The sequence below is a fragment of the Mitsuokella sp. UBA4253 genome, assembly GCF_002395285.1.
GTDB lineage: Bacteria > Bacillota > Negativicutes > Selenomonadales > Selenomonadaceae > Mitsuokella > Mitsuokella jalaludinii.
The window spans coordinates 20,739-35,691 of record NZ_DGWR01000014.1 but is presented as its reverse complement, the minus strand read 5'-3'; the positions used below and the strand labels follow the sequence as shown (position 1 = coordinate 35,691).

The 14,953-nt window shown below is 56.9% G+C and carries 13 protein-coding genes and 1 pseudogene; 2 read left to right on the top strand and 12 right to left on the bottom strand.

Annotated features, from left to right (window positions below):
* Position 1: 1 nt before the first annotated feature.
* Both B2X55_RS06630 and B2X55_RS06625 read right to left on the bottom strand, forming a co-directional pair.
* A complete protein-coding gene (locus B2X55_RS06630; protein ID WP_286821427.1) occupies positions 2–622 on the bottom strand; it encodes a 4Fe-4S binding protein in 621 nt (206 codons plus the stop codon).
* Between the two features lie 237 nt (positions 623–859).
* On the bottom strand, positions 860–1,732 hold the full coding sequence (locus B2X55_RS06625) for a LysR family transcriptional regulator (protein ID WP_286821426.1): 873 nt from the start codon (positions 1,730–1,732) through the stop codon (positions 860–862).
* Between the two features lie 128 nt (positions 1,733–1,860).
* Here B2X55_RS06625 and B2X55_RS06620 point away from each other — a divergent pair, with 128 nt between their 5' ends.
* Complete coding sequence (locus tag B2X55_RS06620; protein WP_286821425.1) at positions 1,861–2,736, top strand: DMT family transporter; 876 nt, start codon at positions 1,861–1,863, stop codon at positions 2,734–2,736.
* 110 nt (positions 2,737–2,846) lie between these two features.
* On the opposite strand, the gene B2X55_RS06615 is transcribed toward B2X55_RS06620, so the two are convergent.
* The 3 genes from B2X55_RS06615 to B2X55_RS06605 form a co-directional block, all read right to left on the bottom strand.
* Positions 2,847–3,623 carry a PhzF family phenazine biosynthesis protein gene (locus tag B2X55_RS06615; protein WP_286821424.1) on the bottom strand — a complete coding sequence of 259 codons (777 nt, stop codon included), beginning with the start codon at positions 3,621–3,623 and terminating at the stop codon, positions 2,847–2,849.
* A 135-nt stretch (positions 3,624–3,758) separates the two neighbouring features.
* A complete protein-coding gene (locus B2X55_RS06610) occupies positions 3,759–4,637 on the bottom strand; it encodes a radical SAM protein (protein WP_286821423.1) in 879 nt (292 codons plus the stop codon).
* 101 nt (positions 4,638–4,738) lie between these two features.
* On the bottom strand, positions 4,739–5,053 hold the full coding sequence (locus B2X55_RS06605) for an ArsR/SmtB family transcription factor (RefSeq protein WP_255240583.1): 315 nt from the start codon (positions 5,051–5,053) through the stop codon (positions 4,739–4,741).
* A 128-nt stretch (positions 5,054–5,181) separates the two neighbouring features.
* Between B2X55_RS06605 and B2X55_RS10915 the strand changes: the two are divergent.
* Positions 5,182–5,325: pseudogene (locus B2X55_RS10915) on the top strand (IS30 family transposase); the annotation flags it as partial.
* Between the two features lie 75 nt (positions 5,326–5,400).
* On the opposite strand, the gene rlmD reads toward B2X55_RS10915, so the two are convergent.
* From rlmD to B2X55_RS06565, 7 genes are all read right to left on the bottom strand, one after another.
* Positions 5,401–6,771: a 23S rRNA (uracil(1939)-C(5))-methyltransferase RlmD gene (rlmD, locus tag B2X55_RS06595; protein ID WP_286821421.1), complete on the bottom strand. Its 1,371-nt coding sequence runs from the start codon at positions 6,769–6,771 to the stop codon at positions 5,401–5,403.
* Positions 6,772–6,775: 4 nt separating this feature from the next.
* On the bottom strand, positions 6,776–7,441 hold the full coding sequence (locus tag B2X55_RS06590) for an HAD family hydrolase (RefSeq protein WP_286821420.1): 666 nt from the start codon (positions 7,439–7,441) through the stop codon (positions 6,776–6,778).
* A 69-nt stretch (positions 7,442–7,510) separates the two neighbouring features.
* Positions 7,511–8,953, bottom strand: coding sequence for an Asp-tRNA(Asn)/Glu-tRNA(Gln) amidotransferase subunit GatB (gene gatB, locus B2X55_RS06585; RefSeq protein ID WP_286821419.1), 1,443 nt, complete (start codon positions 8,951–8,953; stop codon positions 7,511–7,513).
* Positions 8,953–10,422, bottom strand: coding sequence for an Asp-tRNA(Asn)/Glu-tRNA(Gln) amidotransferase subunit GatA (gatA, locus tag B2X55_RS06580; RefSeq protein WP_278521250.1), 1,470 nt, complete (start codon positions 10,420–10,422; stop codon positions 8,953–8,955). The genes gatB and gatA overlap by 1 nt, the downstream gene beginning before the upstream one ends.
* Before the next feature lie 14 nt (positions 10,423–10,436).
* Entirely contained in the window at positions 10,437–10,727 is a 291-nt protein-coding gene (gatC, locus tag B2X55_RS06575) for an Asp-tRNA(Asn)/Glu-tRNA(Gln) amidotransferase subunit GatC (protein ID WP_036378431.1), read from the bottom strand.
* A 109-nt stretch (positions 10,728–10,836) separates the two neighbouring features.
* On the bottom strand, positions 10,837–13,254 hold the full coding sequence (gene priA, locus B2X55_RS06570; protein WP_286821417.1) for a primosomal protein N': 2,418 nt from the start codon (positions 13,252–13,254) through the stop codon (positions 10,837–10,839).
* Between the two features lie 121 nt (positions 13,255–13,375).
* Entirely contained in the window at positions 13,376–14,908 is a 1,533-nt protein-coding gene (locus B2X55_RS06565) for a YifB family Mg chelatase-like AAA ATPase (RefSeq protein WP_286821416.1), read from the bottom strand.
* Positions 14,909–14,953: the final 45 nt, after the last annotated feature.

The window sequence follows — 14,953 nt, the reverse complement described above, 5'->3', positions numbered from 1 at the left end:
ATTACCTTCTTTCCACTGCACCTACAGGACACGATGTCATACAATTCCCGCAATGCAGGCAGTGTTCCTCTTCAATCACAAAGGGAATTTCGTCCTGAATGATGCAATTCTGCGGACAAACCACCGCGCAGCTTCCGCAACCGATACATGCCTTTGTGATGAAATAACCCTCTGCCTTTTTCTCTGCTCCTCCGAATGTAAACGAGGCACGTTCAATCGGTTTCTTTGAAAGATCGAACCACTCACCGCTGCCCTCATAAATTTGGAACACCGTCAGAGCCTGCATAGACTCCTCTGTGAGATATATCTCGCGCATATACGGATTTTTCTCAAACAATTCCGGGATCTTGTCATATCCAAGCTCCCGAACTTTTCCGCGGATAGATACAGCCACACTGCTCATGGTATCCTCACCCTTCATCGCAGTCAGAGCAAGAAACTCTCGTTTCTTCAGTCTGTCATAAAAGCCTTTGCCTTTTGCCGTAAGGAAATACAATCCATTTTCATCACTGTCCATCATATCGATTGCTGCCGTCACCGGGAGACCTTCGTCATCAACGGTGGCCACAATCGTCCGATGGATTTCATTTGCGACATAGTCAAGATAATCTTTTGCTTCCATGTTCAATGCCTCCCTAGATTCGATGACCGGATTCACCCTAAAATCTGCAACGGATGTTTGATATGTAATATAAATAATTACATCTAGATTGAAGTATAGCACGCCACAGATGTAATGTCAATGATTATATCGAAAGTTCTTCAGATCTATCCCATTTCTAGCATAGTGTGTCAATACTGCCGCCTTTATTTTCTCCTTATCCCACTTTCCTTAATGTATTTGCCCATGTTATGCAATCTATGGTTTTGACTGCCCGATTGATGCAAGTATCTGGCTGATTCCCTTTTGCACGTAATGGACGAATTTCTTGACTGCCGGAGCCGCGCTGTCCCGGCTGGGAATGGCAATGCCTATGGTAATCGTATGGGCCGGTTCCATGGGAAGGATAGCCACGCGGCCCCGCCATTGTGCCGTCATGAGACGGTTGTTCATGCTGACACCCAGCCCGGCTTCGACCATGCGATACGTCGTATAGTTATCGATAGCCGTATATCGCGTTTCATAGGAAATATGTTCTTCCTTGAGAATTCGGGCGACATCTGTGTCCTGCTGTGGCAATGGTTCGATGAACGATTCGTGACACAACCGCTTCAGCGGATAGACCTTGGCTTGTGCCAAGGGATGATTTTCTGGAAGCCACATGACCATTTCATCTTCACACAAGGGAATCCAATCCCCGGAAAAAGGGCGCCAAGTCGTAATGCAGCAGTCAAAGCGCCCTTCTTCCAATCCGTCATACATCACTTTATTGGCGCATTCCTCAATATGGACGTGGACTGCCGGGTAAGCCTGCTGGAACGCCTGTATGATTTGCGGCAGCCAGTTAGCAGCCACGCTGAAATAAGATCCAATGTAAATATCCCCGGCTGTCAGTCCCCGTATCTGCGCACTGTACTGCAATAGAGCATCTTCATCCCGTACGAGACGGCGCAGATACGGGAGGACGGCCTGGCCTTCACGGGTCAGATAAACGCCTTGCGCTGTCCGCCCCAACAGGGTAAACCCGATTTCCTTTTCCAACGAAGCAATGGCCCGCATGACACCAGACGGGGTATATCCCAATCGTTCGGCAGTGGAAGAAAAACTGCCCGCCTGGATGACTTGCAACAAGAGCCTGCATTTTTCCGTATTCACAGCTATCACCTTTGCTTTTCTCTCAATACCTCATGGATTATTTTGCTATTCCCTCCATGCTACTTCTATCATATCATAAAAGTAAAAAAGTAAGGAGACTTTTCATGAAACAACGACATGCAGAAATACTGCTCATCCTCGTCATCGCTTCGCGCAGCATTTCCTATCTCCTGTCGAAAATCGGCCTGAATGGGATACCACCATTAGAACTGCTGGCTACCCGCTTTACCCTGACGACGCTTATCCTGCTGTTGCTCTTCCACCACCGTCTTCCACTGTTGACACGCCAAGTATGGAAAGCTGCCTGTCTCTTAGGAACCTTCCTCTTCGCCTGCATGACCTGTGAGCTCATCAGCTTGACGACGATTCCCTCTTCGACAGCGGCCTTCTTGGAAAATACATCCGCCGTCTGGGTTCTAATCTTAATGGCTGTTGCCAGCCGCCATTGGCCGAGAAAACAAGTCCTGACGGCTACGATTCTGCTCCTGATTGGCATCGCTTGTCTCACCCTGCAAGGCGCTGACTTCCACCTGGCCCCGGGCGAAATCATCTGTCTAACCGGTTCCGTTTTCTATGCCTTTTGGATTTGCCTGACTGCCCGCCTGGCCCGGCAGTGTGACCCGTTACTGTTAGGAATCTTGCAGATGGGGTTTCTCGCCATATACAGCACAGTAGGCACGGCCTTATTGGAACGTCCAGTCATTCCTGACGATACGACAACGTGGAGCGCCATCCTAGCCTTAGTATTCATCTGCTCCGTCTTTGGCTTCACCTTTCAGCCCGTCGCGCAAAAGTATACCAGTGCCGAGAAAGCCGGCCTGTTCACAGCGCTCAACCCGCTCATCGCCGCCATCCTAGGCGTCATCTTCCTGAACGAAACCTTTACGCCCATCCAATCAGTAGGAGCGATCTGCATCCTCTTGGGCATCATCATCGTCCAGCTTCCCCAAAAATATCTCTGCAAAACACATCGTTCTTAAAACGACACCTCTACTTCACATACATCATTCCATGAATGACGAAGACCGCCACGAATATATGTGACGGTCTTTTTGTATGTAATTCGAATATATCGAAGCATACACTGAAATTACTCTACAAACAATTCATCGACCGAGTAAAGCGCTGCTTTACCAGCCATATAGATCTTGTTTTCTTCACGACGACAATAAAGTGTCCCACCGCGTTTGGACGCCTGATATGCCACCAGCTTGTCTTCGCCAAGCAAATCTGCCCAATAAGGGATGATATGACAATGGCCCGATCCACAAACCGGGTCTTCGGCAACACCCAGTTTCGGAGCAAAACTGCGAGAAACACAATCTGTATCCATTCCCGCGGCAGTAACATGAAGAAGCAAGCCAGCTATCTGTTTTACTCTTTCCAGATCCGGTGTAAGTTCTCGTACTGTCTTTTCATCCTCCATCACGCAAAGCAGATCCCTTCCCATGAAGGCTTCAAGTGGTCTGGAACCAAGAGCCTGTTCCATTTCGTCTGTCACTTCCACTGGCACCAGGTCATAAGCGGGAAACTCCATTTCCAACAGATTCCCTTCTTTTGTTACTATTAAGTCACCGGACAGAGTGGTAAAGACAAGTCTGTCCGAATTCTTTTCATAAAAACGGAACAGAACATAGGCGGTTCCAAGCGTGGCATGACCACACAAATCGATTTCCCCACCCGGTGTAAACCAGCGCAAGTGCCATTTATCACCTTCCCGGACAGTAAAAGCTGTCTCCGAAAAATTGTTCTCTCTGGTTATGTTCATCATCAGTTCATCATCCGGCCACTGGTCCAGTACGCAAACAGCCGCCTGATTGCCATGAAACACAGAATCCGTAAATGCATCAACTACATATTGTCTCATTACAGTATCCCCTCTTATAGTATATCAATCTGACCGCCTAATATACGGAAATGCCGAAAGCGAATGTCCGTCCATAAATAATCTACAATATAATACACTTTCATCTAAATACCGCTTTTCTGATTTTTGTCCTGGTCACAGGCTTCTCATGCTGTCTCTTCGCATCCGCAATCGCTCTTCTCCCTGTTCGTCTGCACCCTGTTTGAGCATCGCCAGTATCTTCTCTTTGTCCTCCGGAAGATGTCCATATACCGGCATCATGTTGGAGACATTCGTCGCATCCAGCAGAGTGTGGATATCAAGCGTCTTCACAAAGGTATACAGTTCCTGTATCTTCTCTGTCTCTGTAGCCTCTACGAACTCACCTCTTCTTACTTCCTCCATAAGCGGTGTGTCAGGGAAGATCGAGAGCCCGGAAGCCAGTACTCTGACGGGCGACAGGTGGTTTAACACTTCTGCTGTTTTGACAGCATGCCCCATACCATACTCATGACCTCCCAGCCCGTATAAGAAGATGACAGAATAATGCATTCCCGCCTCATCCAGCTTGGAGAGCTGTTCCACTATATCACTAGCATGATAGCCCTTGTTCATCTTATCGAGGACAGCATCATCGCCCGACTCGATCCCGAATACGATCATGTCGTATCCCATCTCTTTCAACGACTTCAGCTCACCTACAGACTTGTTCCTTACACTATCCACCCGGCCATATCCGCCGACGGAAACACCCCAGGGCAAGTATTCTTTTATCAGGTCCATGATTCTTTTAAGCCTGTCGTAGCTCAGCAGGAACGGATCTGCCCCCTGCAGAAAAATCCGCTTTACCTCCCATCCGGAATTCCGGATCTCCTGAAGATCCTCCCGTATCTCACTCTCCGGAGATACGGAAAAAGGTGCTTCCTTGTAAAAGGTGCAAAAGCGGCACTTATTATGCGAACAACCCGACGTTACTTGTAAAAAACAGGAACCAGCCTCATAAGGCGGTCTGACGATTCCACATGAAAAATGCATACGAATTCCTCCTCGTTTCTATATGTCCTTATATCTCACTTTGTCGATATATAATGGTTTAAATTAAACGGGATCTTCATCCCGTCTAATCCATACACAACTTAAATTTCGTGACCGAAGTAGTCTGCCAGCGCAGCGAGGGTCTCTTCATTCCGTCTGTAATATGTCCACTTTCCGCGCCTTTCGGAAAGAAGCAAGCCTGCTTTTTGCAGCATATCTAGGTAATGAGATACGGTTGACTGTGATATCCCGGCTTTGTCGCGGATGCTTCCAACACACACACCGCCTTTCAGATCCACCCCATCATCAAAATGTCCTCCCTGCGGCGGAAAGTTTTTCTCCGGTTCCTTCAACCACTCAATAATACTGAGACGGGTTTCATTTGATAGTGCTTTAAAAATTTCAATCTTGTCCATACATTTATTATATCCATCTTTCGCGATATGTCAATGCTTATAAGCAAAAAAAAACGGCTGATAGAGAAATATATTTACTCTATCAACCGCCACATCAGAGCCATACAATGCCATCGCTGATGAGATTTCGGAAACTACGGCATCATGGGAAACGGCGTCACAAGAAAGGCAGCGAAGAACATCGTGGCAAGTTCGTCATATCGCACCCCATCGAAGAGCGTCCTGCCAGTGCAGCGAACCGTTCCGTCCGTGGCCACTGGGAAGCGGCTACAAAACACCATATGAAGTCTATTTCTCAAAGGTGTTGCACTTAGCTTGACAATTCGCCGGCTTATTGAGCCCCATATTTACTTTTGCCTTGACAGGAGACAGACCGTCTCAACGTGCGAAGTCATCGGGAACATGTCGACGGGCTGGACCTTCTCGGCCTTGTAGCCGAGGGGCTCGAGGATGGCGATATCGCGGGCGAGGCTGGCGGGGTTGCAGGAGACGTAGACGATGCGGTCGGGGTGCATGTTGGCGAAGGTCTTGAGGACGGTCTCGGTGCAGCCGGCGCGCGGCGGGTCGACGACGACGACATCGGCGCGCACGCCCTGTTTGTAGAGGCGCGGCATGACTTCTGTCGCATCGCCGACGATGAACTCGGCGTTGCGGACATTGTTGTCGCGGGCGTTCTTCTGTGCGTCGAGGATGGCCGGCTTGACGATCTCGATGCCGTAGACTTCGCGGGCCTTCTGAGCGAGAAACAGGGTGATCGTGCCAGTGCCGCAGTAGGCATCGATGACGGTCTCTTCTCCCTTGAGGTTTGCGAATTCCAGGGCCTTGTTGTAGAGGACTTCCGCCTGCTTTGTGTTGACCTGGAAGAAGGACCGCGGCGAGATGTGGAAGGTCAGGCGGCCGATGCGGTCGAGGATGGTCGGCTTGCCCCAGAGCAGATTCGTCTCGCGGCCCATGATGACGTTGTTGCGGTACGTCTGGATGTTCTGGTGGATGCTGACGACATGCGGCAGGCGCTTGCGCAGGGCCTTGACGAAATCTTTCTCGCGCGGCAGCTGCTTCGTGGCGGTGACGATGACGACCATGAGCTCGCCGTTCTCGCCGACACGGCCGACGACATGGCGCAGGACGCCGGTGTGGCGGTCCTCATTGTAGACCGGAATGCGCAGTTCGGTGATGATCTCGCGCACGGCGTTGACGATCTCATTGTTGCCTTCCTTCTGGATGTGGCAGTCGTGCGTGTCGATGATCTCATGTGATCCCTGCGCAAAGCAGCCGATGACGGTCTTCCCCTTGACGCGCCCAATCGGGAACTGCATCTTGTTGCGGTAGTTCCACGGGCTCTCCGCGCCGATGGTCGGCTCGACGAAGAGGTCTTTCTGGCCGCCGATGCGCGTGACGGCGTCGATGACCTGCTGGCGCTTGGCCTTGAGCTGTGCCATGTAGTCGAGGTGCTGGAGCTGGCAGCCGCCGCACTGCTCGTAGATTGGGCAAGCTGGCACGACACGGTCACGGCTGGCGCGCAAGACCTTGATGAGATGGCCCTTGGCATACGTCTTTTTGACCTCATCAATGGCAGCCTGCACGGATTCACCCGGCAGGGCTCCCGGCACAAAGACCGTGAAGTCTTCGTATCGCCCTACTCCTTCGCCGCTCGTGCCGAGCGTGCGGATCTCGATCTCATATGATTTTCCTTTTTCGACGGGAACTTTGTGTTTCATGATATTATCCTTTTGCAAATGTCAATTTCTCGAAGAGTTCCGCTGGGTTAGCGAGGATGACCTTGGCGCCGTGCTCGAGAAGCTCTTTCTCGGGGCGGAAGCCCCAGAGCACGCCGACGGGCAGGAAGCCGGCGTTGACGGCCGTGTCCATGTCGACACTCGTGTCGCCGAAGTAGGCGACCTCTTCGGGCTTTACGCCGTATTCCTTGGCCATCATGAGGACCTTCGTCGGGTCCGGCTTGATGGGAAGGCCGGGGCGGTCACCCATGACGGTCGTGAATGTTCCCGTGGGGAACATGCCGCCGATGATCTCGTCGGCCGCCTGCTGGTGCTTGTTTGTGCAGACGCCCATCGGGATGCCCTTGGCCTTGAGCGCGTCGAGCATCGCCTGGATGCCGGGGAACGGGCCGGTGTGATCGCGGTGATGTTCGTAGATGGCCTGATAGCGCTTCATCGCCTCGATGACAAAGGCCTCATCGGCGGCCTTCTCCTTCGGCAGGGTGCGCTCAATGAGCTTCTTGGAGCCGTTGCCAAGGTAATAGCGGTATTCATCAAGAGGATGCGTCGGGAATCCGTAGGACTCGAGCATCTCGTTGACGCTGATGGCCAGGTCCTCGAGCGTGTCGACGAGCGTGCCGTCGAGGTCGAAGATGGCTGCTCTGTACTGCATGGGAAATCTCCTTTCATTTTGTCAAAAACCTTCCCCAGAGGGGAAGGCTTTTCGTGCAGGTATCCTGTTTTAGTCCGCAAGCTTCTCGGCGAGCATCTTGTTGACCATTTGCGGGTTGGCTTTGCCGCGCGTGGCCTTCATGACCTGGCCGACGAGGGCTCCGATGGCTTTCTTCTTGCCGCCCTTGTACTCTTCGACAGCTTTCGGATTCGCGGCAATGGCCGCATCGACAGCTGCCTCGATAGCACCCGTGTCCGTGATCTGGACGAGGCCCTTGTCCTTGACGATCTTCTCCGGCTCGTCCTTATTCGTCCACATCTCCTTGAAGACCTTCTTGGCAATCTTGCCGGAGATCGTGTCCTTCATGATGAGGCCGATCATCTTGCCGAGGCGCTCTGCGCTGACCGGGGACTTCGTGATGTCGATGCCGTCCTCGTTGAGGTTCTTGGCGAGGTCGCCCATGATCCAGTTGGCCGCGAGCTTCGGGTCAGCGCCCGTCGCGACGACGGCGTCAAAGTACTCGGCCATGGCGCGCGAGCTCGTGATGATGCCGGCGTCGTAGTCGGACAGGCCGTACTCTTTCTCGAGGCGGGCGCGGCGTGCATCCGGCAGTTCCGGCAGCTCGCTGCGGTACTTCTCGATCGTCTCCTCACTCGTGACGATTGGCGGCAGATCCGGCTCCGGCATGTAGCGGTAGTCGTGGGCGTTCTCTTTGCTGCGCATCGAGAGCGTGATGCCGCGAGCCGGGTCGAACGTGCGCGTCTCCTGGACGACGTGGCCGCCGTCCTCGAGCACCTCTTCCTGGCGCTCGATCTCGTAGTTGATGGCGTCCTCGAGGTTCTTGAAGGAGTTGATGTTCTTCATCTCCGTGCGGGTGCCGAGTTCCTTCGTGCCGACCGGGCGCAGGGAGACGTTGATGTCGGCGCGCAGGTTGCCCTCTTCCATGCGGCAGTTCGAGACGTCGATGTACTCCATGATGGCCTTGATTTTCTCCATGTAGGCGCGAGCCTCTTCCGCAGAACGCAGGTCTGGCTCGGAGACGATCTCGAGGAGTGGCACACCCGTGCGGTTGTAGTCGACGTTGCTCGTCGCGGAGTCCTTGATGGTCGTGCCGGAGTGGACGAGCTTGCCGGCGTCTTCCTCCATGTGGATGCGCGTCAGGCGGATGCGCTTCTTCTCACCGTCGACGTCGATGTCGACCCAGCCGTGCTCAGCGATCGGCAGGTCGTACTGGGACGTCTGCCAGTTCTTCGGCAGGTCCGGGTAATAGTAGTTCTTGCGGTCGAACTTGCTGTACTTGTTGATCGTACAGTTCGTCGCGAGGCCGGCCTTGATGCCGAACTCGACGACGCGCTTGTTGACCGTCGGCAGAACGCCCGGCAGGCCGAGGCAGACCGGGCAGACATGCGTGTTCTGCTCTGCGCCGAAGCCCGTAGCACAGCCGCAGAAGATCTTTGTTTTCGTCTTGAGCTCGCAGTGGATCTCAAGGCCAATGACTGCTTCGTATTTCATCAGTGGTTCCCTCCCAGCTCAGGCATCTGCTTGTGGTAGTCCTGGCTCTGCTCATACGTGTAGGCCGTGCGGATCAGTGTCTCCTCCGCGAGCGGCTTGCCGATGATCTGCAGGCCGATGGGCAGGCCTTTGCTGCTCTTGCCGCACGGGATGGAGATGCCCGGCAGGCCGGCGAGGTTCAAGGGGACGGTGCAGACATCCTGCAGGTACATCTGCAGCGGGTCTGCAATCATCTCGCCGATCTTGAAGGCCGGCGTCGGAGCCGTCGGCGCCATGATGACATCGACTTTCTTGAAGGCTTCCGTGTAGTCCTGCTGGACGAGCGTGCGGACCTTGAGTGCCTTGAGGTAGTAGGCGTCATAGTAGCCGGCGGAGAGCGCGTAGTTGCCGATCATGATGCGGCGCTTGACTTCCTCGCCGAACTTCTCATCGCGCGTGTTCGTCATCATCTGGACGAGGTCCTCGCCGTCGACGCGCTCGCCGTAGCTGACGCCATCGTAGCGCTCGAGGTTCGTCGCGGCCTCAGCCGGCGCGATGAGGTAGTACGTGGAGATCGCGTACTCCGTGTGCGGCAGGGAGATCTCGACGACTTCTGCGCCGAGTTCCTCGTACTTCTTGATGGCCGTGCGGACAGCCTGCTCGACCTCCGGGTCCATACCCTCGACGAAGTACTCCTTCGGCAGGCCGATCTTGAGGCCCTTGACATCTTCGACGAGCGCCTTTGTGTAATCGGGCACCTCTGCTGCGCTCGACGTGGAGTCCATCTCGTCGTGGCCGGCGATGATATTGAGGATGTTCGCGCAGTCGGTGACATCGCGTGTCAGCGGGCCGATCTGATCGAGCGAGGACGCATAGGCGACGAGACCGTAGCGCGAGACGCGGCCATACGTCGGCTTCATGCCGACGACGCCGCAGAAGGAAGCCGGCTGACGGATGGATCCGCCCGTATCGGAGCCGAGTGCCCAGATGGCCGTGCCAGCGGCGACGGCTGCGGCACTGCCGCCCGAAGAGCCGCCCGGCACGCAGTCGAGGTTCCACGGATTGTGCGTCACATGGTAGGCGGAGTTCTCTGTCGAGCCGCCCATGGCGAACTCATCCATGTTGACCTTGCCGAGGATGACAGGATTCTCGGCCTTGATCTTCGTCATGACCGTCGCGTCGTACGGCGGCACGAAGTGCTCGAGGATCTTCGAGGCGCAAGTCGTCTTGACGCCCTTCGTGCAGATGTTGTCCTTGATGGCCCCCGGGATGCCCTCGAGGAAGGAAATCTCCTCCCCTGCCGCGATTTTCTTGTCGACGGCCTCTGCCTGTGCAAGAGCCTCCGCGCGCGTGATCGTCAGGTACGCCTCGACATCGCCCTCGACCTCATCGATGCGGCTGAGCACGTCCTGCGTCAGCTCGACCGAAGTGATTTCCTTGTTGACGAGCATGTCGTGCAGGACATGCGCCGGTTTATCGTATAATCTCACAATCGTTCCCTCCGTCAGTCCTCAAGTACCTTCGGCACCTTGAAATAGCCGTCTTCCTGCAGCGGCGCATTCGCGAGCGCTTCCTCGCGCGGCAGCGACGGCTTGACGACATCCTCGCGGAAGACGTTCTGCATCGGCAGCGCATACGTCGTCGGCTTGACATTGTCCGTATCGACTTTGGAAAGATTGTCCATGTACGTCAGGATTGAGTCCATCTGCTGGATGTAGGTCTCAGCCTTGCCCTCCGGCACCGAGAGGCGGGAGAGGACCGCGACGTTCTCCAGGTCTTCTTTCGTTACTTTCATATTTTCACCATCCAAATCAAATTGCATGTTCATGCTCGTGCTGAAAAACACCTTTTTATTATAGCACATTCTGGGGCAGCAAAAAAGAGAACCGCCCGTATAGGGCGGCTCAAAACATCGTGATGGGGTCGATGTCGATGGCGACATCGGCGCGCAGGTGGAGCCCCTGCTCCTTGAGGAAGTCGTGCACGGCTGAAAGATTGGCCGTCTTGATGAGCACGACGAAGCGGTAGACGCCGCGGAAGCAGGCGATGAGTGCGGGCGCAGGGCCGATGACCTGATGGCCCTCGCGTCCTGCGAAGGCGAGCTCGAACGCCTTGACGAGCGCGGTGGCATTCGCTCTCGCCTTCTCCTCCGACGCGTCCTGGTAGAGCAGCTTGACGAGGCGGCTGTACGGCGGGTAGAAGAGTTCCTGACGGAGGGCAATCTCCTTGTGAAAGAAGCCCTCGTAGTCCTGCCGGATGCCGCAGGTCACGGCGTAGTGCGTGGGATTGTAGGTCTGAATGACGACCTGGCCGCGCGTCTCGTGACGCCCGGCGCGCCCCGCCGTCTGCGTGATCAGCATGAAGCAGCGCTCTGCCGCGCGGAAGTCGGGCATGTTGAGGCTTGAGTCGGCGCTGATGATGCCGACGGCCGTGACATTTGGGATATCGTGCCCCTTGGCGACCATCTGCGTGCCGAGCAGGATGTCGTACTCGCCGCGCCGGAAGCTCTCGAGGATCTCCTGATGGGCGAATTTCGTCGTCGTCGTGTCACGGTCCATGCGGATGACGCGCGCGGACGGCACGAGCTGCCGCAGTTCCTGCTCGAGCTTCTCCGTGCCCGAGCCGAAGTACTTGATGTAGCGGCTGCCGCACTTTGGGCAGACATCGGGCACTGGCTCCTGCACATCGCAGTGATGGCACTTGAGTTGGCCGCTGCGGTGGTAGACGAGCGGCAGGCCGCAGTGGCGGCAGCGGATGACCTCGCCACACGAGCGGCACATGACAAACGTCGAGAAGCCGCGCCGGTTGAGCATGATGATGACCTGCTGGTGCTGCGCGATGGTGTGCTCGATGAGCTCCTGCAGCGAGCGCGAGATGATGTGGCGGTTGCCCATGCGCAGCTCCTCGCGCATGTCGACGCAATGGATGATGGGCAGCGGGATGTCGCCGATGCGCCGCGGCATGACGAGCAGCGTGAGCTCCCCCTGTGCCGCGCGAAAGTACGACTCGAGCGACGGCGTCGCACTGCCCAGGAGCAGCACGGCCCCGTGGACGCGCGCAATCTTCTCGGCGACGACGCGCGCGTGGTAGCGCGGCGACTCATCCTGCTTGTAGCTCATATCCTGCTCCTCGTCGAGGATGACGAGGCCGATGTCATCGGCCGGCGTGAAGAGCGCCGAGCGCGCGCCGATGATGATGCCCGCCTCATTGCGGCGCACGCGCAGGATGGCGTCGTTGCGCTCCGCGAGGCTCAGGCGGCTGTGCATGACAACGAGATCATCGGGAAAGTACGCCTTGAAAGCCATGACGACCTGTCCCGTCAGCGCAATCTCCGGCACGAGCACGATGACGCGGCGCCCGGCCGCGCGCACGCGCTCCGCGAGCTCGATGTAGACCTGTGTCTTGCCGCTGCCCGTGACGCCCTTCAAGAGGAATCCCTGATAGCGCGCCGCATCGATGGCCGGGTAGACGCGTGCGACGACCTGCCGCTGGTCCTCGGTCAACTCGACGGCCTCATGCAGCGCCTTGGCGTCGCGATAGCTGTCGCGCAGCACGCGGCGGCGACGAATCTCTGCGAGGCCGGCCGCTTCAAGGTTGTGGACTGTCGCGAGGCTCACATGCTGCTCCTTGAGCGCGGAAAAAGACAGCTCCGGCGTCTGCTGCAAGAGCTCCAGGAGGTGCGCCTGTGCCTTCTTGCGCCGATAGTCTTCCAGGAGCTGCGGCGTGACCTCACCGCAGAGCGCGACGAATTTCTCGTACTGGGCCGCGTCGCGCTTCTGCGCCTCGTAGACCTTGCGGACGATGTGGTACTTCTGCATCTTCTCGAGAAAGTCAGCCACATCCGCCTGCCACTCCGGCAGCGCCTTGGCAATCGCTGCCTTCTTCTGCGGCCCCTCGCGGCGCAAGTAGTCGTAGATGGCGCGGCAGCCCGGCATCGCGAGCAGCATGTGGTCCTGCTGGCTCTCGTCCGCTTCGTAAAGCACCGTGATGCGCAGGCCGCTCTTGCCCGGCATGAAGAGCCGCATGATCTCGGCCAGCGAGCAGAGATAGAACTCCGAGAGCCAGCGCGCGATCTCGATCATCTGCGGCGAGAACCAGCACTCCTCATCGACGGCGGCGATGATGTCCTTGAGCTTGATCTTCTCCGGCGCTTCTGCGAGCTCATGCGTCTCGACGACAAAGCCCTCGACCTTGCGGCTGCCGAACGGCACGAACACGCGCCAGCCCGCCTCGATCTTGGCGAGTTCCTGCGGCACGCGGTACGTATAGGCCCGCGCAATGCTCTTGACGGGGATATTCACAAAAACATCGGCTGTCTTCATCCGTCTCTTTTCTTCCTTTCTGGATCTTGTCTTCTGGATTGTGTCTGAATCGTGATGCCTTCCATTATATCCTGTCGCCTGCCATCTGGTCAAAGGAGCTGCCTCGCTATCGCCCTGCCGTTCACTCCACTGAAAGGCCGATGTCGCTGCGCAGCTGGACGGCCTCGGCGATGTGCTTGGCTGCAATCTCCTCCGGTGCCCCGTCGAGGTCCGCGATCGTGCGCGCGACCTTGATGATCCTGTCGTAAGAGCGGGCCGATAAGTTCATGCGGCGGAAGGCCAGCTCTAAAAGCGACTGTGCCTCGTCCGTGAGCGGACACACACGCTGCAGGATGGTGTGGTTCATCTGGGCATTGCAGAAGCGGCCAAACGGATGCAGGCGCGCGAGCTGGCGCTGCCTTGCCTGCTCCACGCGGCCTCGTATCGTCTCAGACGACTCAGCGCGCCGCTTCGAGGTCAGTTCCTGATAGGCGACGCGCGGCACGCGGATGTGGATGTCGATGCGGTCGAGCAGCGGCCCTGATATCTTGCGCGTGTAGCGGCGGATCTCGCTCGGCGTGCACTCACACGTCCGGCCGCCCGACTCATCGCCGTAGTAGCCGCACGGACAGGGATTCATCGCGCAGATCAGGATCATGCTCGACGGGAACGTCAGCGTCGCGTGGACACGCGAGATTGTCACAGCCCGGTCCTCCAACGGCTGCCGCAGGACCTCAAGCGTCGCCTTCGAGAATTCCGGCAGCTCGTCGAGGAACAAGACACCGTGATGCGCGAGCGTGACCTCGCCGGGACGCGGCACACTGCCGCCGCCGATCATCGCGACCATCGACGTCGTGTGGTGCGGGCTGCGGAACGGACGCTCCTGCACAAGGCCGCCGCCCTGCGGCAAAAGACCCGCGATGCTGTAGATTTTCGTGACCTCGAGCGCCTCCTCGCGCGAGAGGCGCGGCAGGATGGAACTCAAACGGCGTGCGAGCATCGTCTTGCCGGAGCCCGGCACGCCAATCATCAGCAGGTTGTGACCGCCCGCCGCCGCGATCTCGAGCGCCCTTTTTGCCTGGAACTGCCCCTGCACATCGGCGAAGTCATCGCAGAGTACAGGCCGCTCCTCTGCCTCCGACGGCACAGCCGGCACAAGCGCTTCCTGCCCATTGAGGAACTGCACGACCTCATTGAGCCGGTCGAGCACATAGACCGTGATGCCCTCGACGGGCAGCGCCTCGTTGGCATTGCCGCGCGCAACAAAGACGGACGTCAGCCCCTTCTCTCGAGCGGCGATGACCATCGGCAGGATGCCGTGCACCGCGCGGCACTCCCCTTCCAAGGAGAGCTCTGCTGCAAAGAACGACGTCTTGATTGAGTCCTGCGGCACAACGCCGTACGCTGCGAGGAGGCCGATGGCGATTGGCAGGTCGAGGCCGGGACTGTCCTTGCGGATGCCGGCCGGCGCGAGATTTATCGTGACCTTCTCCTGACGCAGCTGAATGCCGGAGTTGCGGATGGCCGTGCGCACGCGCTCCTTCGACTCACGCACCGCCGTGTCTGGCAGCCCGACGATATCAAAGGCAGGCAGTCCCGCCGCCGAATCGACTTCCACGGCGATGATGAGCCCGTCGACGCCCATCGTCGTGCCGCCAAATGATCTTGCAAACAATCGCAATCCCCCCAATCTCTACGACTCGCCTGCCGTTCCGCTTTT

Coding starts and splice junctions, on each gene's coding strand:
- B2X55_RS06630 (WP_286821427.1), bottom strand. CDS start 622: ATGGAAGCAAAAGATTATCTTGACTATGTCGCAAATGAAATCCATCGG.
- B2X55_RS06620 (WP_286821425.1), top strand. CDS start 1,861: ATGAAACAACGACATGCAGAAATACTGCTCATCCTCGTCATCGCTTCG.
- B2X55_RS06615 (WP_286821424.1), bottom strand. CDS start 3,623: ATGAGACAATATGTAGTTGATGCATTTACGGATTCTGTGTTTCATGGC.
- B2X55_RS06610 (WP_286821423.1), bottom strand. CDS start 4,637: ATGCATTTTTCATGTGGAATCGTCAGACCGCCTTATGAGGCTGGTTCC.
- B2X55_RS06605 (WP_255240583.1), bottom strand. CDS start 5,053: ATGGACAAGATTGAAATTTTTAAAGCACTATCAAATGAAACCCGTCTC.
- rlmD (WP_286821421.1), bottom strand. CDS start 6,771: ATGAAACACAAAGTTCCCGTCGAAAAAGGAAAATCATATGAGATCGAG.
- B2X55_RS06590 (WP_286821420.1), bottom strand. CDS start 7,441: ATGCAGTACAGAGCAGCCATCTTCGACCTCGACGGCACGCTCGTCGAC.
- gatB (WP_286821419.1), bottom strand. CDS start 8,953: ATGAAATACGAAGCAGTCATTGGCCTTGAGATCCACTGCGAGCTCAAG.
- gatC (WP_036378431.1), bottom strand. CDS start 10,727: ATGAAAGTAACGAAAGAAGACCTGGAGAACGTCGCGGTCCTCTCCCGC.
- priA (WP_286821417.1), bottom strand. CDS start 13,254: ATGAAGACAGCCGATGTTTTTGTGAATATCCCCGTCAAGAGCATTGCG.